The 22408-nt window shown below is 73.2% G+C and carries 17 protein-coding genes; 6 read left to right on the plus strand and 11 right to left on the minus strand.

Annotation, left to right across the window (positions count from 1 at the left end):
* Nucleotides 1-13 precede the first annotated feature (13 nt).
* From ACIRB7_RS23940 to ACIRB7_RS23950, 3 genes are all read right to left on the minus strand, one after another.
* Complete coding sequence (locus ACIRB7_RS23940) at nt 14-1897, minus strand: PQQ-binding-like beta-propeller repeat protein (RefSeq protein WP_403602166.1); 1884 nt, start codon at nt 1895-1897, stop codon at nt 14-16.
* A 13-nt stretch (nt 1898-1910) separates the two neighbouring features.
* Nucleotides 1911-3773, minus strand: a complete 1863-nt coding sequence (locus ACIRB7_RS23945; RefSeq protein WP_403602169.1) for a PQQ-binding-like beta-propeller repeat protein — start codon at nt 3771-3773, stop codon at nt 1911-1913.
* Nucleotides 3774-3886: 113 nt separating this feature from the next.
* The gene (locus ACIRB7_RS23950) at nt 3887-5692 is read right to left on the minus strand and encodes an ABC-F family ATP-binding cassette domain-containing protein (protein WP_403602173.1); all 1806 of its coding nucleotides are present in this window, start codon (nt 5690-5692) and stop codon (nt 3887-3889) included.
* 219 nt (nt 5693-5911) lie between these two features.
* On the opposite strand from ACIRB7_RS23950, the gene ACIRB7_RS23955 reads away from it, so the two are divergent.
* Both ACIRB7_RS23955 and ACIRB7_RS23960 read left to right on the plus strand, forming a co-directional pair.
* The gene (locus ACIRB7_RS23955) at nt 5912-8341 is read left to right on the plus strand and encodes a protein kinase (protein WP_403602176.1); all 2430 of its coding nucleotides are present in this window, start codon (nt 5912-5914) and stop codon (nt 8339-8341) included.
* Nucleotides 8342-8343: 2 nt separating this feature from the next.
* On the plus strand, nt 8344-10764 hold the full coding sequence (locus tag ACIRB7_RS23960) for a PQQ-binding-like beta-propeller repeat protein (RefSeq protein WP_403602179.1): 2421 nt from the start codon (nt 8344-8346) through the stop codon (nt 10762-10764).
* On the opposite strand, the gene ACIRB7_RS23965 is transcribed toward ACIRB7_RS23960, so the two are convergent.
* From ACIRB7_RS23965 to rsmI, 7 genes are all read right to left on the minus strand, one after another.
* The gene (locus ACIRB7_RS23965) at nt 10745-12076 is read right to left on the minus strand and encodes an acyltransferase (RefSeq protein ID WP_403602182.1); all 1332 of its coding nucleotides are present in this window, start codon (nt 12074-12076) and stop codon (nt 10745-10747) included. The two genes, ACIRB7_RS23960 and ACIRB7_RS23965, sit on opposite strands and share 20 nt — an antisense overlap.
* Before the next feature lie 239 nt (nt 12077-12315).
* Nucleotides 12316-13299 (minus strand): 4-(cytidine 5'-diphospho)-2-C-methyl-D-erythritol kinase, encoded by a 984-nt coding sequence (locus ACIRB7_RS23970; RefSeq protein WP_403602184.1) that lies wholly within the window; start codon nt 13297-13299, stop codon nt 12316-12318.
* Nucleotides 13296-14168, minus strand: coding sequence for a 16S rRNA (adenine(1518)-N(6)/adenine(1519)-N(6))-dimethyltransferase RsmA (gene rsmA, locus ACIRB7_RS23975; protein WP_403602187.1), 873 nt, complete (start codon nt 14166-14168; stop codon nt 13296-13298). The genes ACIRB7_RS23970 and rsmA overlap by 4 nt, the downstream gene beginning before the upstream one ends.
* Nucleotides 14169-14184: 16 nt before the next feature.
* Complete coding sequence (locus ACIRB7_RS23980; RefSeq protein ID WP_403602190.1) at nt 14185-15522, minus strand: ubiquitin-like domain-containing protein; 1338 nt, start codon at nt 15520-15522, stop codon at nt 14185-14187.
* A gap of 94 nt (nt 15523-15616) precedes the next feature.
* Entirely contained in the window at nt 15617-16486 is an 870-nt protein-coding gene (locus ACIRB7_RS23985) for a TatD family hydrolase (protein ID WP_403602193.1), read from the minus strand.
* Nucleotides 16487-16628: 142 nt separating this feature from the next.
* The gene (locus ACIRB7_RS23990; protein WP_403602196.1) at nt 16629-17048 is read right to left on the minus strand and encodes a hypothetical protein; all 420 of its coding nucleotides are present in this window, start codon (nt 17046-17048) and stop codon (nt 16629-16631) included.
* 138 nt (nt 17049-17186) lie between these two features.
* Entirely contained in the window at nt 17187-18074 is an 888-nt protein-coding gene (gene rsmI / locus ACIRB7_RS23995) for a 16S rRNA (cytidine(1402)-2'-O)-methyltransferase (protein WP_403602199.1), read from the minus strand.
* A gap of 52 nt (nt 18075-18126) precedes the next feature.
* On the opposite strand from rsmI, the gene ACIRB7_RS24000 reads away from it, so the two are divergent.
* From ACIRB7_RS24000 to ACIRB7_RS24010, 3 genes are all read left to right on the plus strand, one after another.
* Nucleotides 18127-19869, plus strand: coding sequence for a dolichyl-phosphate-mannose--protein mannosyltransferase (locus ACIRB7_RS24000; RefSeq protein WP_403602202.1), 1743 nt, complete (start codon nt 18127-18129; stop codon nt 19867-19869).
* 170 nt (nt 19870-20039) lie between these two features.
* A complete protein-coding gene (locus ACIRB7_RS24005; protein ID WP_403602205.1) occupies nt 20040-20609 on the plus strand; it encodes a hypothetical protein in 570 nt (189 codons plus the stop codon).
* A gap of 90 nt (nt 20610-20699) precedes the next feature.
* Nucleotides 20700-20825, plus strand: a complete 126-nt coding sequence (locus tag ACIRB7_RS24010; RefSeq protein ID WP_403602208.1) for a hypothetical protein — start codon at nt 20700-20702, stop codon at nt 20823-20825.
* 139 nt (nt 20826-20964) lie between these two features.
* Here ACIRB7_RS24010 and ACIRB7_RS24015 read toward each other — a convergent pair whose 3' ends face one another.
* Complete coding sequence (locus tag ACIRB7_RS24015; RefSeq protein WP_403602210.1) at nt 20965-21870, minus strand: NAD(P)-dependent oxidoreductase; 906 nt, start codon at nt 21868-21870, stop codon at nt 20965-20967.
* Nucleotides 21871-21937: 67 nt separating this feature from the next.
* Here ACIRB7_RS24015 and ACIRB7_RS24020 point away from each other — a divergent pair, with 67 nt between their 5' ends.
* Nucleotides 21938-22345, plus strand: coding sequence for a MerR family transcriptional regulator (locus tag ACIRB7_RS24020; protein ID WP_403602213.1), 408 nt, complete (start codon nt 21938-21940; stop codon nt 22343-22345).
* Nucleotides 22346-22408 lie beyond the last annotated feature (63 nt).

A 22408-nucleotide genomic window follows, 5' to 3' on the forward strand; every position in this document is an offset into this window, starting at 1 on the left:
CGCGTACCTGCCGTCAGCGCGCGACGCCGAAGGACACGATCAGGTACTTCTTGTAGTTGGACGTCGAGTCCTCCTTGCTGACCATCGTCCCCGAGAGGAAGAACCGGCCGTCGGAGTACGCGAGTTCGGAGCCGTTCAGGCTGAAGCTGGTCTCGGCGTCCCGGATCGTCCGGTCCCCGGGGTTCTCCAGGAGCAGCGTCTCCTTCATCGTGCCGCCGTTGATCGACACGATCCGGCCGCCCTTGTCGTACGGCGGGGCCTTGTACGCGATGAGATCGCCGCCGTCCATGCGCAGCGGGACGAGCGTGTACTTGTCGCCCGCGTCCGCCTTCTCCGGCACGGTCCGCCCGGTGGCGAGGTCGAAGGCGATGATCTCGTTCGTCTCGTCGCCGTACTCGCCGCTGGCGCCCTCGTGCTCCTCGGTCGGCACGTAGAGCCGGCCGTTGCCGACGAGCGCCTGCGAGCAGGACTCGACCCTGGTGGAGCGGCAGCGGGCCGCGTACTGGTCGGCGTCCGCCGTGATCTTCGCCTTCAGCTTCCCGGTCTTCTCGTCGATCGAGAAGAAGTCCGAGATGCCGCTGCCGTCACCGGCGCTGTCGCCGACGTCGGCCGCGACGACCAGCGGCTTGGTGGAGATCACCGACGCGTACTCGACCCCGGTCGGCATCTTGAACTGCGAGAGCGGGGCCCCCGTCATCGGGTCGAGGTTCTGGATCATCACGTACTGGCTTTTGTACGAACCGCACTTGCGGACCGCGACGAGTCCCTCGCCGCCGCCGTACCCCAGGTCGTAGCAGTTCTGCTTGTCGGCCTGCGGCTTCCAGCGCGGGTTTCCGTTGGCGATGTCGAAGGCCGCGCCTCCGTCGGTGCCGCCGGCCGCGACGGTCTTCCCGCTGAGCGTGACCTCGCTGAACCGGGCCTTCTGGTCGCCGGCGCTGCCGCCGGTGACCGAGGTGGACCAGAGCAGCTTGCCGGTGTTCAGGTCGACCATGCCGACCTCGGTGCAGGTCTGGTAGTAGCGCGGCGCGACCCGCTTCTTGGCCTCGAAGAGGATCGGCACCTTGTGGTCGGCGGTCTGGTGCCGCGAGGCGCCGCAGACCTGGCCGGTCAGCGGCAGGGTCCACAGGACCGTGCCCTTGTCCAGGTCGTAGGCGACGATCGAGGTGACCCCGGTCTTCACGTACGCCTTGTCGGTGATCCAGGAGCCGGAGACGTCGGTGAGGTCCGGGACCTTCGGCTGGCCGACCGTGAAGGCCATCTTCGCCTGCGTGCTCGCGGGCGCCTTCTCCTTGCCGCCGCCGCCCAGACCGTTCGAGCCGCCGGACCCGCCGGTGCCTCCGGTGCCGCCGGTGCCCTGCGAGGTGCCGGCGGTGCCCTTGGCCTCCTCACCCGGGCCGTCGCCGCTGCCGGAGTTGGCGTACCAGATGCCGGCGCCGACGATCAGGACGACGGCGACGGCCGCCGCGATGATGATCTGGAGCTGCGCCGACAGCTTCTTGCCGCCGCCGGCCGCGGGGGCCGGGGCGGGCTGCTGGTAGCCGTCGTAGGACGGCTGGGGCTGGGTCGGATAGCCGTACGGGGGCTGGGCCGGCTGCTGGTAGCCGCCGTAGGGCTGCTGCTGCGGCGCGGTGGGGTAGCCGTACGGCTGCTGCTGCGGAGGCGCCGGCGGCTGCTGCGGATAGCCGTACCCCTGGCCCTGGTCGGGCTGCTGGGGGTACCCGTAGCTCTGGTCGGGCTGCTGCTGCGGGTAGCCGTAGCTCTGGTCCGGCTGCTGCGGCGGCTGCTGCGGGTAACCGTAGCCCGGCTCCGGCTGCTGCTGCGGCGGGGGCGTCGGCGCGCCGAAGCCGCCCTGCGGGTCCGGGGGTTGGTTCGGCGGGGGCGGAGGTGGCTGCGTCATCGGTCCGAATACCTCACTTGCTGAACGCCATCATCGTCTTGACCTGCTTCTCTTCCTTGTCGTTCGACGCGGAGACGCGCCCGCTCGTCACGACGAAGGTGCCGCCGCCGTAGGCGAACCCCGGGTCGTAGAAGCCGCTCTCGACCTGGGCCGACGACGCCGGGTGCTGGAGCAGGATCTTCGGCGCGCCGCCGGTCGGGGCGATGGTCGCGACGGCGCCGCCCGTGTCGTACGACGGGTCGACGTAGACCAGGACCTGACCGCCTTCCATGCGCAGCGGGATCATCGACTGGTCACCCGGCGCCTTGGAGCGCCACTTGGCCTTGCCGGTCTTCAGGTCGAAGGCGACGACCTCGTTGGGCTTGCCGTACGAGGTCTCGGTGGACATGTAGAACGTGTTGGCGTCGGCGGCGACTCCGGTGCAGCCCTGGAGGTTCTTGCCGAAGACGACGAAGCTGCCGCCGCAGGACGGGGCGAACTTGTCCGTGCCGCCCTGGATCTGCGAGCGCAGCTTGCCCTTGGCGTCGAGCGCGAAGACGGTCCACTTCTTCTGCTCGCGCTGGGTGGCCGAGACGACCAGCGGGTCGACCGAGTAGACCTTGTCGACCTCCCAGTCCGCCTCGAGCTGGAAGGTGAACCGGGGCTTGCCGGTGGCCGGGTCGACCTCGCCGACGGCCTGGATCTTCTTGGACGTGCTGCCCGAGGGGCAGTCCATGGCGGCGATCAGCTTGGTGCCGCCCGCGTACGCGAAGGGCTTGCAGCCCGTGGTGGCGCCCTTGAACAGCTGCTTGCCGTCGGTGAGGGAGAAGCCGTAGGCGGTGCTGGAACCGGCCGCGGTGACCGTGTTGCCGCTGATCGCCAGGGTGTTGTCGGAGAAGGCGAACAGGCCGGTCGCCTTGGGGACCGACTTCTTCCAGCCCTTCTTGCCGGTCTTGAGGTCGATCTGCTGGAGCTCGGTGCACTTGGCGCCGTCCTTGGCGCTGTCCCCGTACGCGAAGACCATGGTGCCGTTGGCGGCGGGCGCCGGCGGCGCCGCGCACAGCTCGAACGGCACGTCGATGTGCCACTTGGCGGAGCCGTCGCTCAGGCTGTAGCCGTCGATGCTCTTGTACATGGCCTTGACGACGGTGTCGCCGACGATCCACGGGCCGAGGACGTCGGCGCCGTTGCGGGGCAGGTCGACGTTGTTCTTGAGCAGCCAGTTGATCTTGGCCTCGCCTGCCTGGCGGCCCGCGTTGAGGTCCTCCTCGCCGTTGGAGCCGTCTCCGGAGCCGTCGCCCTTGTCCACCGACTCGGTGGGCGCGGGGGCTCCGGAGGAGGACGTCACGGGGGCGGTGGCGGTCGGACCGGCGATCGGGTCCTTCTCGTCGTCACCGCCGACGACGGCCCAGGTGGTGACGGCGGCCACCAGGACGGCCGCGGCGGCCACGGCCGCGATGACACCGGTCCGGCCCTTGAGTCCGCCGCCGGAGGGCGGCGGAGTGGGGGCGCCCGGGTACCCCGGCTGGCTGGGGTAGCCGCCGTACGGGTTCTGCTGCTGGCCGTACGGTCCGGGCTGCTGCGGGTAGCCGGGGCCGCCCTGCGGCGGGTAGCCGGGCTGCTGGCCCTGCTGCGGGTAGCCGTACGGCTGCTGCTGCGGGGGCTGCTGCCCGTACGGGCCGGGGGCCTGCTGCGGGTACCCGTAACCGGGCTGCGGCTGCTGGCCGTACGGCCCGGGCGCGGCGGGCGGCGGAGACTGGGGTGCCGGGGGCGTCTGGGGCGCCTGAGGCGGCACGGGCGGCATGCCCTGGGGCCGGCCCTGGTGCGAGGGGCCCTGGTTCGGGTCCTGGGGGGCTCCGAAGCCCCCCGGCGGCTGGTTGCTGGGCGGCTGGGTCATCAGCGGTTTCCCCCTTGACGTGAACGGGCTTTCTTTCTACCACTCACGCCGTGGCGCAAAAGCGACCGGTCCGCCCCTTGTACCCAAGGGAGGACCGGCCTGTGATGCCCTCGTTATGCGTCCTCGGCCAATTCGAGCCAGCGCATCTCCAGTTCCTCGCGCTCCCCGACGAGTTCGCGCAGCTCCGCGTCGAGCTTCGCCACCTTCTCGAAGTCGGTGGCGTTGTCGGCGATCTGCGTGTGCAGCCTGGCCTCCTTCTGGGAGACCTTGTCGAGCTGACGCTCGACCTTCTGCAGCTCCTTCTTGGCGGCGCGGGAGTCAGCGGCGGAGACCCCGGGCTTCGTCTGCGCGGGCGCGGCGGCCGGCGTCGGGACGGACGCCTCGATCATCTTCCGGCGCCGCTCCAGGTACTCGTCGATGCCGCGCGGCAGCATCCGCAGCGCCTTGTCGCCGAGCAGCGCGAGCGTCTTGTCGGTGGTGCGTTCGATGAAGAACCGGTCGTGGGAGATGACGACCATGGAGCCGGGCCAGCCGTCGAGGAGGTCCTCGAGCTGGGTGAGGGTCTCGATGTCGAGGTCGTTGGTGGGCTCGTCGAGGAAGAGGACGTTCGGCTCGTCCATCAGGAGACGCAGCAGCTGGAGACGGCGGCGCTCACCGCCGGAGAGGTCGCCGACGGGCGTCCACTGCTTCTCCTTGGTGAAGCCGAACTGCTCGCAGAGCTGACCGGCCGTCATCTCGCGGCCCTTGCCGAGGTCGACCCGGTCGCGGATCTGCTGGACGGCCTCCAGGACCCGCAGAGAGGCGGGGAGTTCGGTGACGTCCTGGGAGAGGTAGGCGAGCCGGACGGTCTTGCCGACGGTGACGGAGCCGGCCGCGGGCTGGATCTCGCCCTGGCTGACGGCGGCGTCCGCGAGTGCCCGCAGGAGTGACGTCTTGCCCGCGCCGTTGACGCCGACGAGGCCGATGCGGTCGCCGGGGCCGAGCTGCCAGGTGAGGTGCTGGAGGAGCGTCTTGGGACCGGCGGTGACGGTCACGTCCTCCAGGTCGAAGACCGTCTTGCCGAGGCGGGCGTTGGCGAACTTCATCAGCTCGGAGGTGTCGCGGGGCGGCGGCACGTCGGCGATCAGCTCGTTGGCGGCCTCGATGCGGTAGCGGGGCTTGGACGTACGGGCGGGGGCACCGCGCCGCAGCCAGGCCAGCTCCTTGCGCATCAGGTTCTGCCGCTTGGTCTCCTCGGTGGCGGCGATGCGCTCGCGCTCGGCGCGCGCGAAGACGTAGTCCGAGTAACCGCCTTCGTACTCGTGCACGTCACCGCGCTGCACGTCCCACATGCGGGTGCAGACCTGGTCGAGGAACCAGCGGTCGTGGGTGACGCAGACGAGCGCGGAGCGGCGGTTCTGGAGGTGCTGGGCGAGCCAGGAGATGCCCTCGACGTCGAGGTGGTTGGTGGGCTCGTCGAGGACGATCAGGTCCTGGTCGTCGATGAGGAGCTTGGCGAGCGCGATACGCCGCCGCTCGCCGCCGGAGAGCGGACCGATGACGGTGTCGAGCCCCTGCTCGAAGCCGGGCAGGTCGAGCCCGCCGAAGAGCCCGGTGAGCACGTCCCGGATCTTGGCGCTGCCGGCCCACTCGTGGTCGGCCATGACGCCGATGACCTCGTGCCGGATGGTGGCCTTCGGGTCGAGCGAGTCGTGCTGCGTGAGCACCCCGAGCCGCAGCCCCCCACTGTGGGTGACCCGCCCGGTGTCGGCATCCTCCAGCTTGGCGAGCATCCGGATGAGGGTGGTCTTGCCGTCGCCGTTGCGGCCCACGACCCCGATCCGGTCCCCTTCGGAGACACCGAGCGAGACCCCGTCGAGGAGGGCACGGGTGCCGTAGACCTTGGTGACGTTCTCGACATTGACCAGGTTGACGGCCACGTTGACTCCTGACGGGGTGATCGATCGACGTCCAGGGTAGACCGTGGGGCGACCCGTCACTCTCCGTTACGGACGGTCGGGATGCGGGACGGGCACCCGTTCCGGACCGGTGTGCGCGAACGCCCCTCCCGCCGGGGCGATCGCCACTAGGGTCTCCCCGGCGGATCGGGGCCGGGCGGACCCCGGCCCGTGGGACCTCACGGGGGAGGGATGTCACGCGTGGAACGACTCGCCGGGAGCGACCCGCGGCAGGTCGGCCCGTACGCGCTGGTCGGCAGGCTGGGCGCGGGCGGCATGGGCGCCGTGTACCTGGGGCGCTCGTCCGGGGGCCGCACGGTGGCCGTGAAGGTGGTGCGGCCGGACCTGGCGGGGGACGGGCGGTTCCGGGACCGGTTCCGGCGCGAGGTGGCGGCGGCACGGCTGGTGTCGGGGGCGTTCACCGCCCCTGTGGTGGACGCCGACCCGGACGCCGAGGTGCCGTGGATGGCGACGGCGTTCGTGCCGGGCGTCCCGCTGAGCCGGGCGGTCACCGCCCACGGGCCGCTGCCGGAGGCCGCGCTGCGGATGCTGGCGGCGGGCCTCGCGGAGGCCCTGGTGGGAGTGCACGCGGCGGGGGTGGTCCACCGGGACCTGAAACCGGCGAACGTGCTCCTCGCCCTCGACGGGCCGCACGTCATCGACTTCGGCATCGCGCGGGCCACCGACGGCACGGCCCTGACCTCCACCGGCTCGGTGATCGGCTCGGCCCCGTACATGTCGCCCGAGCAGGCCCTCGGGCAGCACCTCACCCCGGCGAGCGACGTGTTCTCGCTGGGGACGACGGTCGTCTTCGCCGCCCGCGGGGAGAGCCCGTTCGGGGACGGGGCGTCGGCGGCGGTGCTGTTCCGCGTCGTGCACACCGAGCCGGACCTGTCGGCCGTCCCGGAGAGCCTGCGGCCGCTGGTCGAACGCTGCCTGGCGAAGGACCCGGGGGAGCGCCCCGCCCCGCGCGAGGTGGTCGCCGCCGTCGCGGGCACGGACCTCGGCGAGCGCTCCGATCCCCGGCTCGCGCTGCTCGCCGGGGTCCGGCCCGGCGGCACCCCGGTGGACATGCCGCGCCTCTCGGACGGCTGGCTGCCGGAGCCCGTCGCCGCCGACGTCCTGGCGCTGCGGGCGGCGCTCGCGGCGGAGCTGCCGCCCGCCGCCGAGCCGACCGCCACCGATCCGTACTCCTCCGGTCCGCGCTCCCCCGGCCCGTACTCCTCCGATCCGCACGTCTCCGGTCCGTCGGGCTCCGGTCCGTACGTCTCCGGTCCATCGGGCTCCGAGCCGCCCGGTACGGTCCCGACGCTGCCGCTGTCCGGCCCGACGCCCGCCGACGCGCCGGCCGCCGGGCCTAACGGCCGGCGGCGGCTGCTCCTCGGCCTGGCCGCCGGCGCGCTCGCCGCCGGGGCGGCCGGGACCGCCTGGGCGCTGACCCGGGAGGACGAGAGCACCGGCAAGAACGGCTCCGGCGGCGCGAAGGGCGGCGGGCGCACGGCGTCACCCCGCCCGTCCGCCGACACGGTGCCCGACGCGAAGCTGGCCTGGCAGGCGCGGCTGCCCGCCTCCGTCGCACAGGTGCTCCCCGGGAGCGGGATCGTCGCCTGCGTGATGCTGGAGACGGTCGTGGGGCTGGACCGCCGGGGCCGTACGGCGTGGACGGTGAAGGCCGGGGACCACGACCTGCTCCCCTCCGTGGCGGGACCGAACGTGCAGACGCTCGCCGCCGTCGACGGCGACCGGCTGTACGTCTCCGGATCGCGGTTCGCGCTGTCCGGCTCCCGGGCCGGGGTGCTCTCCGTCCGCCTGACCGACGGCGAGGACGCCCGGGTGACGCTCCTGGACGACCCGCCCGCCATCGGCGTGCTCTCCTTCCCCGGCGTCCGCTCGGGCCGCGCCTTCCTCGCCCCCCTGCTGGAGGCCGGGAGCAGCACGGCCTCCATGGCGGTGTGGGCGCTGGACCTGGCCGGGCGCCGGACCGCCTGGGTCCACACCCCGGAGGCGACGCCCGTCTTCTGGGGCCTGCCGCGGACCGGCGGCGGCCTGCTCTACGCCGACACCCGGCAGATCGTCGCCCTGGACGCCGGGGGGAAGACCGCCTGGACGAAGGAGACGGCCGCCGTCCTGGTCGGGGCAGCCGGACGGTACTTCCTCGTCTCCGACGAGCAGGGCACGCTGTCCGCGCTGGACCCGGCGGACGGCCGGGCGGTGTGGAAGGTGCCGAAGGTCGTCCCCGCCTCGCCCCGGGGCGGCGGCTGCGCGACCGACGAGAAGGGCGAGACCGTCTTCGTCCTCCTCCGGGACGAGGACGGCGGGCTGTCGCTGACCGCCCTGGGCGCGGCGGACGGGAAGACCCGCTGGCGCACCCCGCTGCCCGTCGAGCCCGGGGGCGGGTCCCCCGGGGCCGTGGGCGCCCGGCTGCTGTGCGCCGACGGGAACGTGTACCGGGCGGGAGCCGACGGAACGCTGTGGGCGTTCTCCGCCGCGAGCGGCGCGGCGCGCTGGAAGTACGGCGGCTTCAAGGGGAGCGACCTCCTGAAGATCGCCTGGAGTGCCGGTGACCGGAGACTCTGCGTCTCCGACGTCGCGGCGACGACCGTCGCCGCCCTTGACGCGAACGGAGCCTGAGGATGAGCCCGCTGGAGCCGCTGGACCCCACCGACCCGCCCCGGATCGGCCCGTACGCCCTCCTGGGCCGGCTCGGCGCCGGCGGCATGGGCGCGGTCTACCTGGGCCGCTCGCCGGGCGGCCGGACCGTCGCCGTCAAGCTGATCCGCCCCGAACTGGCCGACGAGGCGTTCCGGGCCCGGTTCCGGGCCGAGGTGAACGCGGCGCGTGCGGCGTCCGGCGCGTTCACCGCGCCCGTGGTCGACGCGGACCCCGACGGGCCGGTGCCGTGGATGGCGACCGCGTACGTGCCGGGCGTCTCGCTCGGCCGGGCGGTCACCGCCCGCGGCCCGCTGCCGGAGGACGCGCTGCGGGCGCTCGCCGCCGGGATCGCCGCGTCCCTGGAGACCGTCCACGCGGCGGGCCTCACCCACCGCGACCTCAAGCCCGGGAACGTGCTGCTCGCCCTCGACGGGCCGCACCTCATCGACTTCGGCATCGCGCGGGCCGTCGACGGCACGGCGCTCACCGCCACCGGCATGATCCTGGGCACCCCGGCGTACATGTCGCCCGAGCAGGCCTTGGCGGACCCGGTCGGGCCCGCGAGCGACGTGTTCTCGCTGGGCTCGACCCTCGCGTTCGCCGCCCGGGGCGCGGGCCTCTTCGACGGCGGGACGCCGACGGACGTGCTGCGGCGCGTGGTGCACGGGGAGCCGGACCTGTCGGGGGTGCCCGAGGGGTTACGGCTGCTCGTCGCCGCGTGCCTGGCGAAGCGCCCGGAGGACCGGCCCACGCCCCGGCAGATCGTCACGATCGCGGAGCGGGGCGAGGCGCCGCGGACCTCGGGCGCCTGGCTGCCGCCCGCCCTGATCGCGATGATCGAGGAGGCCGCCTCGGTCCTCGCGCCCTCGGTCACCCCGACCCCGCCTCCGCCCCCGGCCCCTCCCGCCGGGGCTCCGGTCCCGCACCCGGCCACCGGGCCGACGTTCCCGTTCCCGCCGCCCGTCCCCGCCGCTCCCCCGGCGCCGCCCGCGGCCCCCGGCCCCGGCCGCCGCCGGCTGCTGCTGTTCGGTCTGGCGGGCGGTGCCGCGGCCCTCGCGGGCGGCGGCACCGGCCTCGGCCTCTGGCTCGCCGGAGACGGGAATGGGAGCGGGGACGGGGACAAGGGTGGCGGCCCGGCGACCGACGGGAAGCCGCAGACCGGGAAGAAGCCGACCGGCCCCGCCCTCACCGACCCCGAGCGCCCCCTCGGCACGAAGACCGTGGCGAAGCCCCTGTGGACGGCGCCGGTCTCCGAGCCGCTGGTGCAGCTCCTGCGCGAGGGCGACACGGTCGTCGCCCTCAGCACCAAGAACATGTGGGCCTTCGACAGCGCGGGCCGCAGGAAGTGGGGCCCGCTGGCCCACCTGGCGGATCTGTCCACCGGCGCCTACGGCGGAGGGCTCGTCGCGACCGTAGGCGGCGGCATGGTGTACGGCGTGATGCGGCGGGGCGCGGGCGGGCTCTCCCAGGTCCTGCGCGCCGTCCGCCTCGACACCGGCACCGAGGCGTGGACCGTCCCGCTGCCGTACGGGACGCCGAACGAGGTGTCCGTGGTCGGGATGCTGGGCGGGCGGGTGTACGTCGACGGGTCGGCGAGCACGGGCGGCCTCGACCTGAAGAACCCGAAGAAGGGGTTCTCGATCGTCTCGGGTCCGTTCGTCTGGTCCCTGGACCCGGCCACCCGGAAGGGCTGGCAGGTGATCCTCACGGACCCGGAGATCAAGTACCCCCAGGGGCGGCTGCTCGTCCCGTCCTCCGGCACCAGCCTGTTCTGGGCGAGTCGGCAGACCGACGGCAGCGCGCAGAAGATCGCGGCGCTCGACGTCCGCACCCGCAAGCTCCTCTGGGAGCAGCCCTCGCCCGGCGCCGAGGCCGCGGCCGGCTCGTACGACGTCCTGACGCAGGGGCGCCACACCCCGTGGCGGGACGGGCCGTTCGTCTCGGCGGGCGGCCTGTTCCTCCACGTCTCCGACCGGCTCCACGCGGTCGATCCGGCGAACGGGAACGTCGTCTGGTCCTCCCCCGAGGTTCCGCTGAAGACGGTGGTGGCGAGCCCCGACGGGAAGACCGTCTTCGCCGCCGCCGTGGTCCCCACCGCCCTCGCGATCCGGGTGTACGCGCTCGACGCCCGCACCGGCGCCGTCCGCTGGGCGGGCTCGGTCGACACCCTGGAGCAGGGGGGCGGCGGCCTGCCCGTGCTGCAGAGCGCGGACGACACCGTCTACCTCACCGCCGGCGGGCACCTGTGGGCCCTGGACACGGCGGACGGCCGGGCCCGCTGGACGTACCGGCTGTCCACCTCGGTCGGCAGCGGCGTGCTGCGCGCGTTCCGGGCGGGCGGCGGGAAGGTGTACGCGATGGGGACGAAGGGGCTGGTGGCGCTCAGCGCGACCGGCCGGTGACCGCCCCGTGCGCCCGGTCCACCCGGCCCGCCCGCTCCACCACGAGCCAGCCCGTCAGGATCAGCGCCACGGCGGCCGGGGCCGTGAGCGGGAGGACGATCAGGGTCGCCGCGTGGCCGTCGAGGAGCCCGGCGAAGCCGGTCAGGGAGAGGCCGAGTACGCCCAGCAGGGCCAGGGTGATGCCGAGCGCGGCGAGCGGGCCGCCCGCGCCGGTCGACGGGGCGGGCGGCACCGGGGCCTCGAAGCGGCGGAAGGCGGCGACGAGCAGGGCGGTGAGCAGGGCCGCCGCCGCGAACCGGAGCGGCACCTGCGCCCACCAGGCGCCGGAGGCGGGGTCGGGCAGCGTCGCGCCGGTCCCGAGCAGCACCCCGTACACCGCGAGCATGGCCGTCAGGTGCCAGAGGAACGCCGTCATCGCGATCCCGTTGGCGGCGACCACCGTCCGCCACACCCCGGCACGGGCGACGAACCGCGCCCCCGGCCCCTTCAGCAGCTCCACCGCGCCGACCAGCCACAGGCCGTGGCAGAGCAGGGCGAGCGTCGGCGGCGCCATGTTCGAGACCTTCTCGCCGGGCATCCCCACCATGGACAGCGGGTACGGGCCGAGGGCGACGAGCGCGGTCGCACCGAGGAGGCCCGCGCCGGCGAGCAGGGCCGGGCGGCGGAGCATGCCGTCGGCGCGGAGGAAGCCGAGCTGGTGGACCGCCAGCCACACGAACGCGAAGTTCAGGAACTCGACGAACGGGACGTGCGCCGCGAACCGCAGGACGTCGACGAGGACGGCCGCCCCGACGAGCCCGGCGAACGCGCCCCACCCGTACCGCTCGTGCAGCTTCAGGAGCGGCGGGGTGAAGGCGACCATCGCCAGGTAGATCCCGATGAACCAGAGGGGCTGGGTGACGAGCCGCAGCGCGACGCCGGTGAGCCCTCCGTCCGCGCCGGACAGCTGGAGGACGAGGGCGGCGGCGCCCCACACTCCGACGAACACCATCGTCGGCCGCAGCAACCGCTGGAGCCGGGCCCGCAGGAAGGCCGGGTACGCGGGGCGGGAGCGGTGGGCGAGGGCGTGCGAGAAGCCGCCGACGAAGAAGAAGACCGGCATCACCTGGAACACCCAGGTGACGAGCTGGAGTTCGGGCACGACGGCGAGGAGGTTGCCGACCTGCCCGTCCGCGCCGACGGCCGCCATCAGCCAGTGGCCGAGCACCACGACGGCGAGCGAGGCGACCCGGAGCAGGTCGACGTACCGGTCCCGGGTGGCGGGGGTGGCGGCGGCGAGCGCGGCGGCGCTGAGGCGGTTGCGGCTTCCCATGGGGGTACGGTCCCGCGGGCGCCCGCGCGGGCGACAGGGCGCGGCTACTCAACGCGCCCTGAGTATCCCGGCCACCCCGACGGGGCGGCACCCTCCGTCGTGGCGCACACGCCCCGCTGGACGGCGCCCACCCCGTTGCGGGCATCTGTGCCGCTGGGTGATTGCCCACACGGGGGGGGTGGGGCAGGCGGGGCAGTTGCCCGCACGGGGCGGGCAGGGCGCCCGGGCGGGGCGGGGTGTCAGGTCGTCAGGGTGGTCGCGCCCGGTACCGGGGACGTCGCCGTGCGGGCCGTTCGGCACGTGCCCGAGGCGACGAGGGCCCTGGCCACCGTCTCCGCCGTCTCCGCGTCCTTCACCAGGAACGCCGTCGTCGGGCCCGAGCCGGAGACGAGGGCGGCCAGCGCGCCCGCCTCGGTGCCCGTCGTCAGGGTCGCCGTGAGCGACGGGCGCAAGGAGAGCGCCGCCGCCTGGAGGTCGTTGGCGAGGACGCCCGCGAGCGCGGTCGTGTCACCGGCGCTCAGGGCCTGGAGGAGGGCCGGGGACGCGGTCGGTTCCGGGACCTCGACGCCCTCGGTGAGACGGTCGAACTCGCCGTACACCGCCGGCGTCGAAAGCCCGCCGTCGGCGACGGCGAACACCCAGTGGAAGGCGCCGCCGACCGGCAGCCCGGTCAGCCGCTCCCCGCGACCCGTGCCGAGCGCCGCCCCGCCGACCAGGCTGAACGGCACGTCACTGCCCAGCTCCGCGCAGATCTCCAGGAGGTCCTCGCGGGGGGTGTTCAGGCCCCACAGCGCGTCGCAGGCGAGCAGGGCGCCCGCGCCGTCCGCGCTGCCGCCCGCCATGCCGCCCGCGACCGGGATGTCCTTGACGATGTGCAGGTGCACGTCCGGGGAGATGCCGTGCCGGGCGGCGAGCAGTTCCGCCGCTCGCGCGGCCAGGTTCGTGCGGTCCAGCGGCACCTTGTCGGCGTCCGGGCCCTCGCAGGTGACGGTCAGTTCGGCGGCGGGCGTGGCCGTGACCTCGTCGTACAGGGAGACCGCGAGGAAGACGTTGGCCAGGTCGTGGAAGCCGTCGGGGCGGGCCGCGCCCACCGCCAGCTGGACGTTGACCTTGGCGGGCACGCGGACGGTGACGGCACCCGCGCCGCCCGTACGGGAGCCGCTCCCCCTCTGCGGACCGGGGCTCGTACGGGAGCCGTTCCCGCTCTCCGTACCGCCGCTCACGCCTTCGCCTCCGCGATCCGGGCGAACTCCTCCACCGTCAGCGCCTCGCCCCGCGCCTGCGGCGAGATCCCGGCCTTCACCAGGGCCTCCTCCGCCGCCGCCGGCGAGCCCGCCCAGGTCGCGAGGGCGGCCCGCAGGGTCTTGCGGCGCTGCGCGAAGGCCGCGTCGACGACCGCGAAGACCTCCCGCCGGCTCGCGGTGGTCGCGAGCGGCTCGGTGCGGCGGACCAGGGCGACGAGACCGGAGTCGACGTTCGGCGCGGGCCAGAAGACGTTGCGGCCGATGGACCCGGCCCGCTTGACCTCCGCGTACCAGTTGGCCTTGACCGAGGGGACTCCGTACACCTTGTTCCCGGGCTTGGCGGCCAGCCGGTCGGCGACCTCCGCCTGGACCATGACGAGAGTCCGCTCGATGCTCGGGAACCGCTCCAGCATGTGGAGCAGGACCGGCACGGCCACGTTGTACGGCAGGTTCGCGACGAGCGCGGTCGGCGCCGGGCCCGGCAGCTCCTGGACCTGCATGGCGTCGGAGTGGACGAGCGCGAAACGGTCCGCACGCGCGGGCATGCGGGCGGCGATCGTCGCGGGCAGCGCGGCGGCGAGGACGTCGTCGATCTCGACGGCGGTCACCCGGTCCGCGGCCTCCAGGAGGGCCAGGGTGAGGGAGCCGAGTCCCGGCCCCACCTCCACGACCACGTCGTCGGGCCGCACCTGGGCCGTGCGGACGATCCGCCGGACGGTGTTGGCGTCGATGACGAAGTTCTGGCCCTTCTGCTTCGTGGGGCGCACGCCGAGGGCGGCGGCCAGCTCACGGATGTCGGCGGGGCCGAGGAGGGCGTCGGGGCTTTCGGGGCCGGTGGTGGTGCTCACCGGTACAGCCTACGGCTCACCCGTGGAGGCGTCGGCCGCAGTGGGGCCACGGACTCGCCCCCCGCTGCACGTACAGCTTCTTGGCCCGGAAGGTCTGCTCGGCGGCGGGCGCGTTCTGGGCGACGCCGCTGCCGCCGAGGGAGCGCCAGGTGCCGGGGTCGAACTGGTAGAGCCCGCCGTACGTCCCCGACGGGTCGACCGCGCCCGGCCGGCCGCCGGACTCGCAGGCGGCGAGCGCGCCCCAGTCGAGGCCGTCGGCGCCGGCGACGGAGGAGGGCAGCCGCCGGGTGCCGACCCGCACCTTGCGGCTGACGGGTTCGCGGACGATCTCCTCGCCGGTGCGGCGGGGCTTCTGCTTGACCCCGTTGACGCTGCGGATGCTGTACGTGACGCGGCGGACGCCGCTGACGCCCTGCCGATCGACGACCTCGGTGCCGGCGAAGAGGTCGGGGTCGCGGACTCGCTCGACGGCGTACGGGATCGCCTCCTCCCGTACCTGCCGGGAGCCGGTGATCCGCAGCACGGAGACGGTCTGGCCGTCGCGGGGGAAGGAGCCGGGGGCGACGGAGATCGCGTCCTGGCCGGAGAGGGTGATCCCGGCCTCGGCGAGGGCTTCGCGGACGGTGGCGGCGTTCGTACGGACGGTCCGCTCGCGCCCGTCGGCGAGGAAGGTGATCGTCCGCTCGGTGCGGACGTCGAGGGTGAGGCCCTCGCGGGAGATGGGGGCGCCTCGGGAGGCCGAGAGGTACGCGCCCTCGGCCCGGACGCCGAGCTGGCGCAGGGCGCCCTCGACGGTGCGGGCGGTCGTCCACACCTGGCGGCGGTGCCCGTCGAGGGTGAGGGCGACGGGGCGCCCGTACCGGACGACGATCTCGTCGCCGCTGACCAGGGCCTCGGTGGGGGCGGGCGCGACGATGTCGTGGGAGCCGACGGTGAGGCCCTCGTCGGCGAGGAGCTCGTCGACGTCGTCGGCGAAGGTGTGGAAGGTGCGGGGGACGCCGTCGACGGACAGCCGGACGGCCTTGTCGTCGGCGACGAAGGCGCTGGTGCCGCCGGCGAGGAAGGCGACGACGAGGGCCTGCGGGACGAGCCGCCGCAGACCCTCCCCGGCGGGCCCGGAGGCCTTGCGGCGGCGGGCGGCGCGGCGGGAACCGGCGCGGGAGCCCTGGCCGGAAGAGCCCTGGCCGGGGACGGCTCCCTGGCCTGGGACGGCTCCCGCACCGACGCCGGGGACGGTTCCTGCTACGGGTGGCACCAGTGGTGCCGCCATCGTCGGCTGCTCGTGCACGGGCAGGGTCGCGCTCGCGCCCGCGCCGCGGCGTCCCGCTCGGTGACTGCCCTGGGAAGTGCTCACGAGGCCGGGACCCTAGCCTCGCACTCGGTCACTCTCCCGAACGACCCGACTACGAAACGTAATCGTTATGGTCGGCGGTCGGAGGTCGGCGGGATCAGTAGTCGAAGGCGCGGGCGGTGTTCACGGCGATCGCCTCGGCCATCTCGTTCTCCCCGATGCCCCGCACCTCCGCCATCGCCCGCAGCGTGACCGGGATCAGGTACGGGGCGTTCGGGCGGCCCCGGTAGGGCGCCGGGGTGAGGAAGGGCGCGTCCGTCTCGACGAGGACGAGTTCCAGGGGGGCGACGGCGAGCGCGTCCCGCAGGTGCTGGGCGTTCTTGAAGGTGACGTTGCCGGCGAAGGACATGTAGTAGCCCTTGGCGGCGCAGATCTCGGCCATGGCGGCGTCGCCGGAGTAGCAGTGGAAGACGGTCCGCTCGGGGGCGCCCTCCTCGTCGAGGACGCGCAGCACGTCGGCGTGGGCCTCGCGGTCGTGGATGACGAGCGCCTTGCCGTGACGCTTGGCGATCTCGATGTGGGCGCGGAAGGAACGCTCCTGCGCGGCGATGCCCTCGGGGCCCGTACGGAAGAAGTCGAGCCCGGTCTCGCCGACGCCCCGGACGTACGGGAGGGCGGCGAGGCGGTCGATCTCGCCGAGCGCGTCGTCGAGGGCCGCCTCGCCGCCGCCCTGGCGCGCGCCCTGCCGGGACCAGCCGTCGGGGTCGCCGAGGACGATGCGGGGCGCTTCGTTGGGGTGCAGGGCGACGGCCGCGTGCACGTGGTCGTGGGCGGCGGCGGTCTCGGCGGCCCACCGGGAGCCCTTCACGTCGCAGCCGACCTGCACGACCGTGGTCACCCCGACGGCGGCGGCCTTGACGAGGGCCTCCTCGACGGTCCCGGACTGCAGGTCCAGGTGGGTGTGCGAGTCCGCGACCTCGACGAGGAGGGGTTCGGGCAGCGGCGGCGGGGCGTCCTTGGCACTCATGCCCCCGATCGTACGAGGGCCACGAGCGCCTGTGCGCGGGGTTACCCGGCCGACGGGAGCCGTTCACCCGGGGCGGCGGGAGCCGGTCACCCGGGCCGACGGGAGCCTGTCACCCGCGGCGTCAGGAACCGCCCGGAGCAGATCACTCGCGGCGCCGGAAGGGGTGCAGGAGGTCCGACAGGTGCCAGTGGTGCGGCACCGGGGGCCTCTCGGGGCCGTCCTCGGTCAGCTCCTGACCGATGGGCCCTGCCATCGAGACGGGCCTGGTCGCCCTCGCCCCCTGCTGGTGCTTCTCCGTCGCCGCGATCAGGTCGAGCACGGACGACACCTGCCCCGCGCGCATGATGCGGACGACGTGTCCGCCGCAGTTCATGCAGGTGGGGCTGGACAGCGGGGACGGGACCCGCTCTCCCTCGGCCTTGTAGACGACGAATTCATGGCCGGCGGCGTCGACGTGGTGCTCGATGTCGTACGCCTGCTCCCAGCCGTATCCACAGCGCATGCAGGCGAAGGCGTACGCCTCATGGGCGACGGATATGCCGGTGCCGGTGATCTCGCTCATGCCAGCTCCTCTCCACTGATCAGTGGACGCCTTTTCGGGCCGGAGCGCATCAGCGCGGGTCGAACCATGGAAGGCTTTTGGCTCTTCCCTTGCCAAGCGCCCAAGGAAAGGTCCCGGCGCCGGGTTCGGCTTTGCCTCTCAGATTAGCTCTTTGCCGTTTCCTGGGCCTTTTCCAGCCGCGTTCTTTGCCGCGACGACGGCGTCGAACACCTCGCGCTTGGGCAGCCCCGCGTCGGCGGCGACCGCGGCGATCGCCTCCTTGCGCCGCTCCCCCGCCTCCTCGCGCACCATCACCCTGCGCACCAGCTCCTCGGCGTCGAGCTCGGCCGGGCCGGTCTCCGGGGCGCCCTCGACGACGACCGTGATCTCGCCGCGTACGCCTTCGGCCGCCCAGGCGGCGAGCTCGGCCAGCGGGCCGCGCTTGACCTCCTCGTACGTCTTGGTCAGCTCGCGGCAGACGGCGGCCCTGCGCTCGGAGCCGAAGACCTCCGCCATCGCGGCGAGCGTGTCGTCGAGCCGGTGCGGGGCCTCGAAGTACACGAGGGTCCGCCGCTCGTCCGCGACCTCACGCAGCTTCCCGAGGCGCTCCCCCGCCTTCCGGGGCAGGAAGCCCTCGAAGCAGAAGCGGTCCACGGGGAGCCCGGAGAGGGCGAGGGCGGTGAGTACGGCGGACGGGCCGGGGACGGCCGTGACCTTGATGTCCTGCTCGACGGCGGCGGCGACGAGCCGGTAGCCGGGGTCCGAGACGGACGGCATGCCGGCGTCGGTCACCAGGAGCACCCGGGCGCCGCCGACCAGGGCCTCGACCAGCTCCGGCGTACGGGCGGACTCGTTGCCCTCGAAGTACGAGACGACCCGTCCCGAGGTGTGGATGCCGAGGGCGCGGGTCAGACCCCGCAGCCTCCGGGTGTCCTCGGCGGCCACGATGTCCGCGTTCTCCAGTTCGGTGGCGAGTCGGGGCGGAGCGTCCGCGATGTCACCGATGGGGGTCCCTGCGAGTACCAGCATTCCTGTCACACGGGCCATCCTCCCAGCCCGGCCGGGCGACGCGCACAGGCGCGTTCCCTACGATGGCGCGGTGACCAGTACCGCACCCGAGGCCCTGGAGGGCCGGCACGCCGTGGCAGAGCCCCCTTCGTGGCACCAGCGGCTCCGGCGTTTCGGCTATGTGCCGCCCGCCGGAAGCACCGCACCCATCGGACTGCGGGAGCGGCTCGTCCCCCCGTACACCCGCCCGTCCGAGAGTGTCCTGTCGCTCCTCGGCATCGGCCCCGGCCGCGGCGAGCAGCTGTGGCGGCTGATGGCCTGGGGCGGTCCGCTCCTGGTCACGGCGGTCGCCGGATTGCTCAGGTTCTGGAACCTGGGCAAGCCGAACGCGGTGATATTCGACGAGACGTACTACGCCAAGGACTCCTGGGCCATCATCAACCAGGGGTACGAGGGGGCGTGGCCGAAGGACATCGACAAGACGATCCTGCAGGACCCGGGGTCGATCCTCGTACCGACCGATCCGGGTTACGTCGTCCATCCTCCGATGGGCAAGTGGGTCATCGGCGTCGGCGAGAAGATCTTCGGCTTCGAGCCGTTCGGCTGGCGCTTCATGGTGGCGCTGCTCGGCACGCTGTCCGTCCTGATGCTGTGCCGGATCGGCCGGCGCCTCTTCCGCTCGACGTTCCTGGGCTGTCTGGCGGGCCTGCTGCTCGCCGTCGACGGGCTGCATTTCGTGATGAGCCGCACGGCGCTCCTCGACCAGGTCCTGATGTTCTTCGTGCTCGCCGCGTTCGGCTGCCTGGTCCTGGACCGCGACCGGAGCAGGAAGCGGCTCGCGGGGGCGCTCCCGGAGGACGAGGAGGGGGTGCTGCGACCGGACGGCGAGATCGCGGACGCGCTGCGCCTGGGGTGGCGGCCGTGGCGGATCGCGGCCGGTGTGATGCTGGGGCTCGCGGCGGGAACCAAGTGGAACGGCCTGTACGTCATGGCGGCCTTCGGCCTGATGACGGTCCTGTGGGACGTCGGCGGCCGGCGCACGGCGGGCGCGGTCCGCCCGTACCTCGCGGTGCTCAAGAGGGACCTCCTCCCGGCGTTCGTGTCGGTGGTGCCGGTGGCGATCGTCACGTACCTGGCGACGTGGACGGGCTGGCTCGTCTCCGACAAGGGCTACTTCCGCGACTGGGCCGAGAAGCAGGACAGGCTCGACGGCGGCGGGACGTGGAGCTGGATGCCGGACTGGTGGCGCAGCCTCTGGCACTACGAGTACGAGGTCTTCAACTTCCACGTCGGCCTGACCTCACCGCACACGTACGAGTCGAACCCGTGGTCGTGGATCGTCCTCGGCCGCCCGGTCTCCTACTTCTACGAGTCCCCCGCCCCCGGCACCGCGGGCTGCCCGGCCACGACGAAGGAGAAGTGCGCGCAGGAGGTCCTGGCCCTCGGCACCCCGCTCCTGTGGTGGGCCGCCTGCTTCGCGATCGTGTACATCCTGTGGCGCTGGGCCTTCCGCCGCGACTGGCGCGCGGGCGCGATCGCCTGCGGCATCGCGGCCGGCTGGGTCCCCTGGTTCCTCTACCAGGAACGCACGATCTTCCTTTTCTACGCGGTCGTCTTCGTGCCTTTCCTGTGCCTGGCGGTGGCGATGATGGTGGGGGCGATGATCGGCCCCGCCGGCTCGACGGAAAGACGCCGGACATTCGGCGCGGTGGCGGCGGGATGCCTGGTCCTGCTGATCGTCTGGAATTTCATCTACTTCTGGCCGATCTACACGGGGACACCGATTCCGATAGACCAGTGGCGGAACAGGATGTGGCTGGACACCTGGGTGTAGAAGGACCGCCCTGCCCGCGGCGGATCACCTTCGGCACCGTCTCGGCCGCGTTCAGCGCCGCCCTGGACGACGGCGTCAAGGCGCATCCGGAGCACGGTGGAAGCCCCCTGTACCTCTCAAGGAGTTCTGTGACCGGCTGACGCCCGCGAGGTCCGTAGCAGAATGACGGCATGGACCAAGGACTAGCGGCAGCGTTGGCCGGGATCGCCGGAGTGGTGGGTGCCGGCATCGGCGGCCTGGCGACCGCCTACGGGGCGCGTGTTGGCGCCCAGAAGACGATTGAGGCAGTCCATGTACAGGTCGCGCATCAGGCCTCTGCCGAGCACGAGCAGTGGACTCGCGAGCATCGGAGGCAGGCGTGCGACGAGACCGTGTCCGCGTGGATGCGGTTCTATTCCGTTTCCGTGGAATGCCAAGGTCGCGTCTCACGAGACCAAGCCGTCTCCGAAGAGCAGTTCACCGCGCTACACGAAGCGTTCATAGCTCTCACGATTGCCGCTGCCAAGCTTCAGCTCTGGGGTCCTGACAACCTGGTCTCATCGGCACGCAACTTGTCCTCAGCAGCACAGCACCTCCACGTTGCGACGCTCGGGTGGCCCGGGGCAGTTCAGAGCGGCGACGCAGCAGAGGTCAGCGCCACCAAAGAGCAAGTTGCAGCCTGCAACAGGAACGCAAGCGCTGCTTGGCATTCCTTCGCTTCCACCGCACACACGACGCTTGGTGTGCGCTTGCAGCACTGACCACGGCCCACAGGCGGCCCCAGGAAGCCGTTCACAGCCTGTGACCTGCCCGAAGGGTTGTGCGGGGAGGGGATCCGGGGGCCGGCGTGGATGTTCGACCTACGTGGCTCGGAATCGGGCGCGGTCCTCGTCGAGAGTTCGCCTGCCGACCACTACGCGCTGCGCACCCCGACCCGGGTCCAGGTGACGTTCCGGTTGGTGGCGGCCGGCGGCTGAGCCCCGGGGTCGGTCCCGGTCGGCGCGGCGCCGGGTGTGGCTCGACAGCCGGGTGTGGCTCGACACCCGGGTGGGACACGCGCGGCCGCCCGGCCGGGGAACCGCGTGCTGCCCCGGCCGGAGGGCGCGGGCCGTCGGCTCAGGCATCGGCGGGCTTGGTGAACTCCTCGATCAGGACCGGGTACTGCTCCCCGCCGTGCCCGGCCGCGATCGCGCGGTCGGCCATCGCCTTGAACAGCTTCGGCAGTTCCGCGTTGACGCCGACCGCCTCGCTCTCCTCGACGAGGTGCGCCATCGCGCGGGCGTCGGTCTCCAGGGCCGACACCTCGGCCGGGAAAGCGCCGCGGTCGATCTGCTCGGCGTACCCCGGCAGCCAGTCGGCGACCCCGGCGGCGATCTGCCGGGCGAACGGCGCGTAGGTCGCGGCGTCGACGCCGGCCGTCCTGAGCAGGGCGGTGCCCTGGAGCCAGGCGTTGAGGACGCTCCACATCATGGCGAGCCCGGCGACGTCGTACAGGGACGCCAGCCCGTGGTCCGCGCCGAGGTGGGTGACGGTGCCGAGCGCGCCGAGGGTGGACTCGTACTCCTCGAAGACGGACTGCGGCCCGCTGTGCAGGATCACCGCCTCGGCGGTCCCGATCACCGGCGGTACGGCCATGATGGCGCCGTCCAGGTAGCGGGCGCCGCGCTCCTCGGCCCATCGGGCGGTCTCCCTGGCCTGGGCCGAGTCGCCCGAGGTCAGGTTGACCAGGGTCGTACCGTCCAGGTCGGCGTCGCTCGCGCCGAGCAGTTCGCGCACGGCCCGGTAGTCGGTGACGCAGACGATCGTCAGGGAGCCCGCGCGGACCGCGTCGCCCACCGTGGGGGCGAGGCGAGCGCCCGCGGCGACCAGTCGGTCCGCCTTGGAGGCGGTGCGGTTCCACACGGTGGTGGGGTGGCCGGCCTTCAGGAAGGCATCGGCGAGTGCCTGTCCCATCAGGCCAAGTCCGATGACGGTGACGGGAGTAGAGGAATCGGAGGACGCGGTGGTGTTGTTGTCGGTCATGGCAGCATCGTCAACGTTGATACCGGTGTGAAGGTCAAGGCCACGGTCAAGGTCAAGGGAGGCTTCGATGCGGATCGGAGAGCTGAGCCGCCGGACGGGCGTCCACACGCATCAGCTGCGCTACTACGAGGCCCAGGGCCTGCTGGAGGCCGAGCGCGGCACGAACGGCTACCGCACGTACGACGAGACCGCCGTGCTGCGGGTGCGGCAGATCCGGCACCTGCTGGGCGCGGGGCTGTCCTCCGAGGACATCGCGTATCTGCTGCCCTGTGCGGTCGGGGAGGCGCCGGAGCTGCTCGGTTGTCCCGAGCTGCTGACCGCGATGAGGTCGCGGATGCGGCGGCTCGACGATCAGATGGAGCAGCTGGCGCGGTCGCGCGCCGCGCTCGGCGTCTACATCGACGCGGCCGAGCGGATGAGCGACGAGAACTACCCGCCGTTCGACGGCGCCGGCCTGGATCCGGTCTCCGCCTGATCCGCCCGGACACCCCAGGAAGCCACGTGACGTATGTGGCAATAGTTGCTCGACACAACGAAG

The sequence above is a fragment of the Streptomyces sp. NPDC093795 genome, from assembly GCF_044764665.1.
Classification (GTDB): domain Bacteria; phylum Actinomycetota; class Actinomycetes; order Streptomycetales; family Streptomycetaceae; genus Streptomyces.

What these genes read in the sequence shown, in the direction of transcription:
- ACIRB7_RS23940 (WP_403602166.1), bottom strand. Translation starts at nt 1,897, where the DNA reads ATGACGCAGCCACCTCCGCCCCCGCCGAACCAACCCCCGGACCCGCAG.
- ACIRB7_RS23945 (WP_403602169.1), bottom strand. Translation starts at nt 3,773, where the DNA reads ATGACCCAGCCGCCCAGCAACCAGCCGCCGGGGGGCTTCGGAGCCCCC.
- ACIRB7_RS23960 (WP_403602179.1), top strand. Translation starts at nt 8,344, where the DNA reads ATGAGCCCGCTGGAGCCGCTGGACCCCACCGACCCGCCCCGGATCGGC.
- ACIRB7_RS23965 (WP_403602182.1), bottom strand. Translation starts at nt 12,076, where the DNA reads ATGGGAAGCCGCAACCGCCTCAGCGCCGCCGCGCTCGCCGCCGCCACC.
- ACIRB7_RS23985 (WP_403602193.1), bottom strand. Translation starts at nt 16,486, where the DNA reads ATGAGTGCCAAGGACGCCCCGCCGCCGCTGCCCGAACCCCTCCTCGTC.
- ACIRB7_RS23990 (WP_403602196.1), bottom strand. Translation starts at nt 17,048, where the DNA reads ATGAGCGAGATCACCGGCACCGGCATATCCGTCGCCCATGAGGCGTAC.
- rsmI (WP_403602199.1), bottom strand. Translation starts at nt 18,074, where the DNA reads ATGGCCCGTGTGACAGGAATGCTGGTACTCGCAGGGACCCCCATCGGT.
- ACIRB7_RS24005 (WP_403602205.1), top strand. Translation starts at nt 20,040, where the DNA reads ATGGACCAAGGACTAGCGGCAGCGTTGGCCGGGATCGCCGGAGTGGTG.
- ACIRB7_RS24010 (WP_403602208.1), top strand. Translation starts at nt 20,700, where the DNA reads ATGTTCGACCTACGTGGCTCGGAATCGGGCGCGGTCCTCGTCGAGAGT.
- ACIRB7_RS24015 (WP_403602210.1), bottom strand. Translation starts at nt 21,870, where the DNA reads ATGACCGACAACAACACCACCGCGTCCTCCGATTCCTCTACTCCCGTC.
- ACIRB7_RS24020 (WP_403602213.1), top strand. Translation starts at nt 21,938, where the DNA reads ATGCGGATCGGAGAGCTGAGCCGCCGGACGGGCGTCCACACGCATCAG.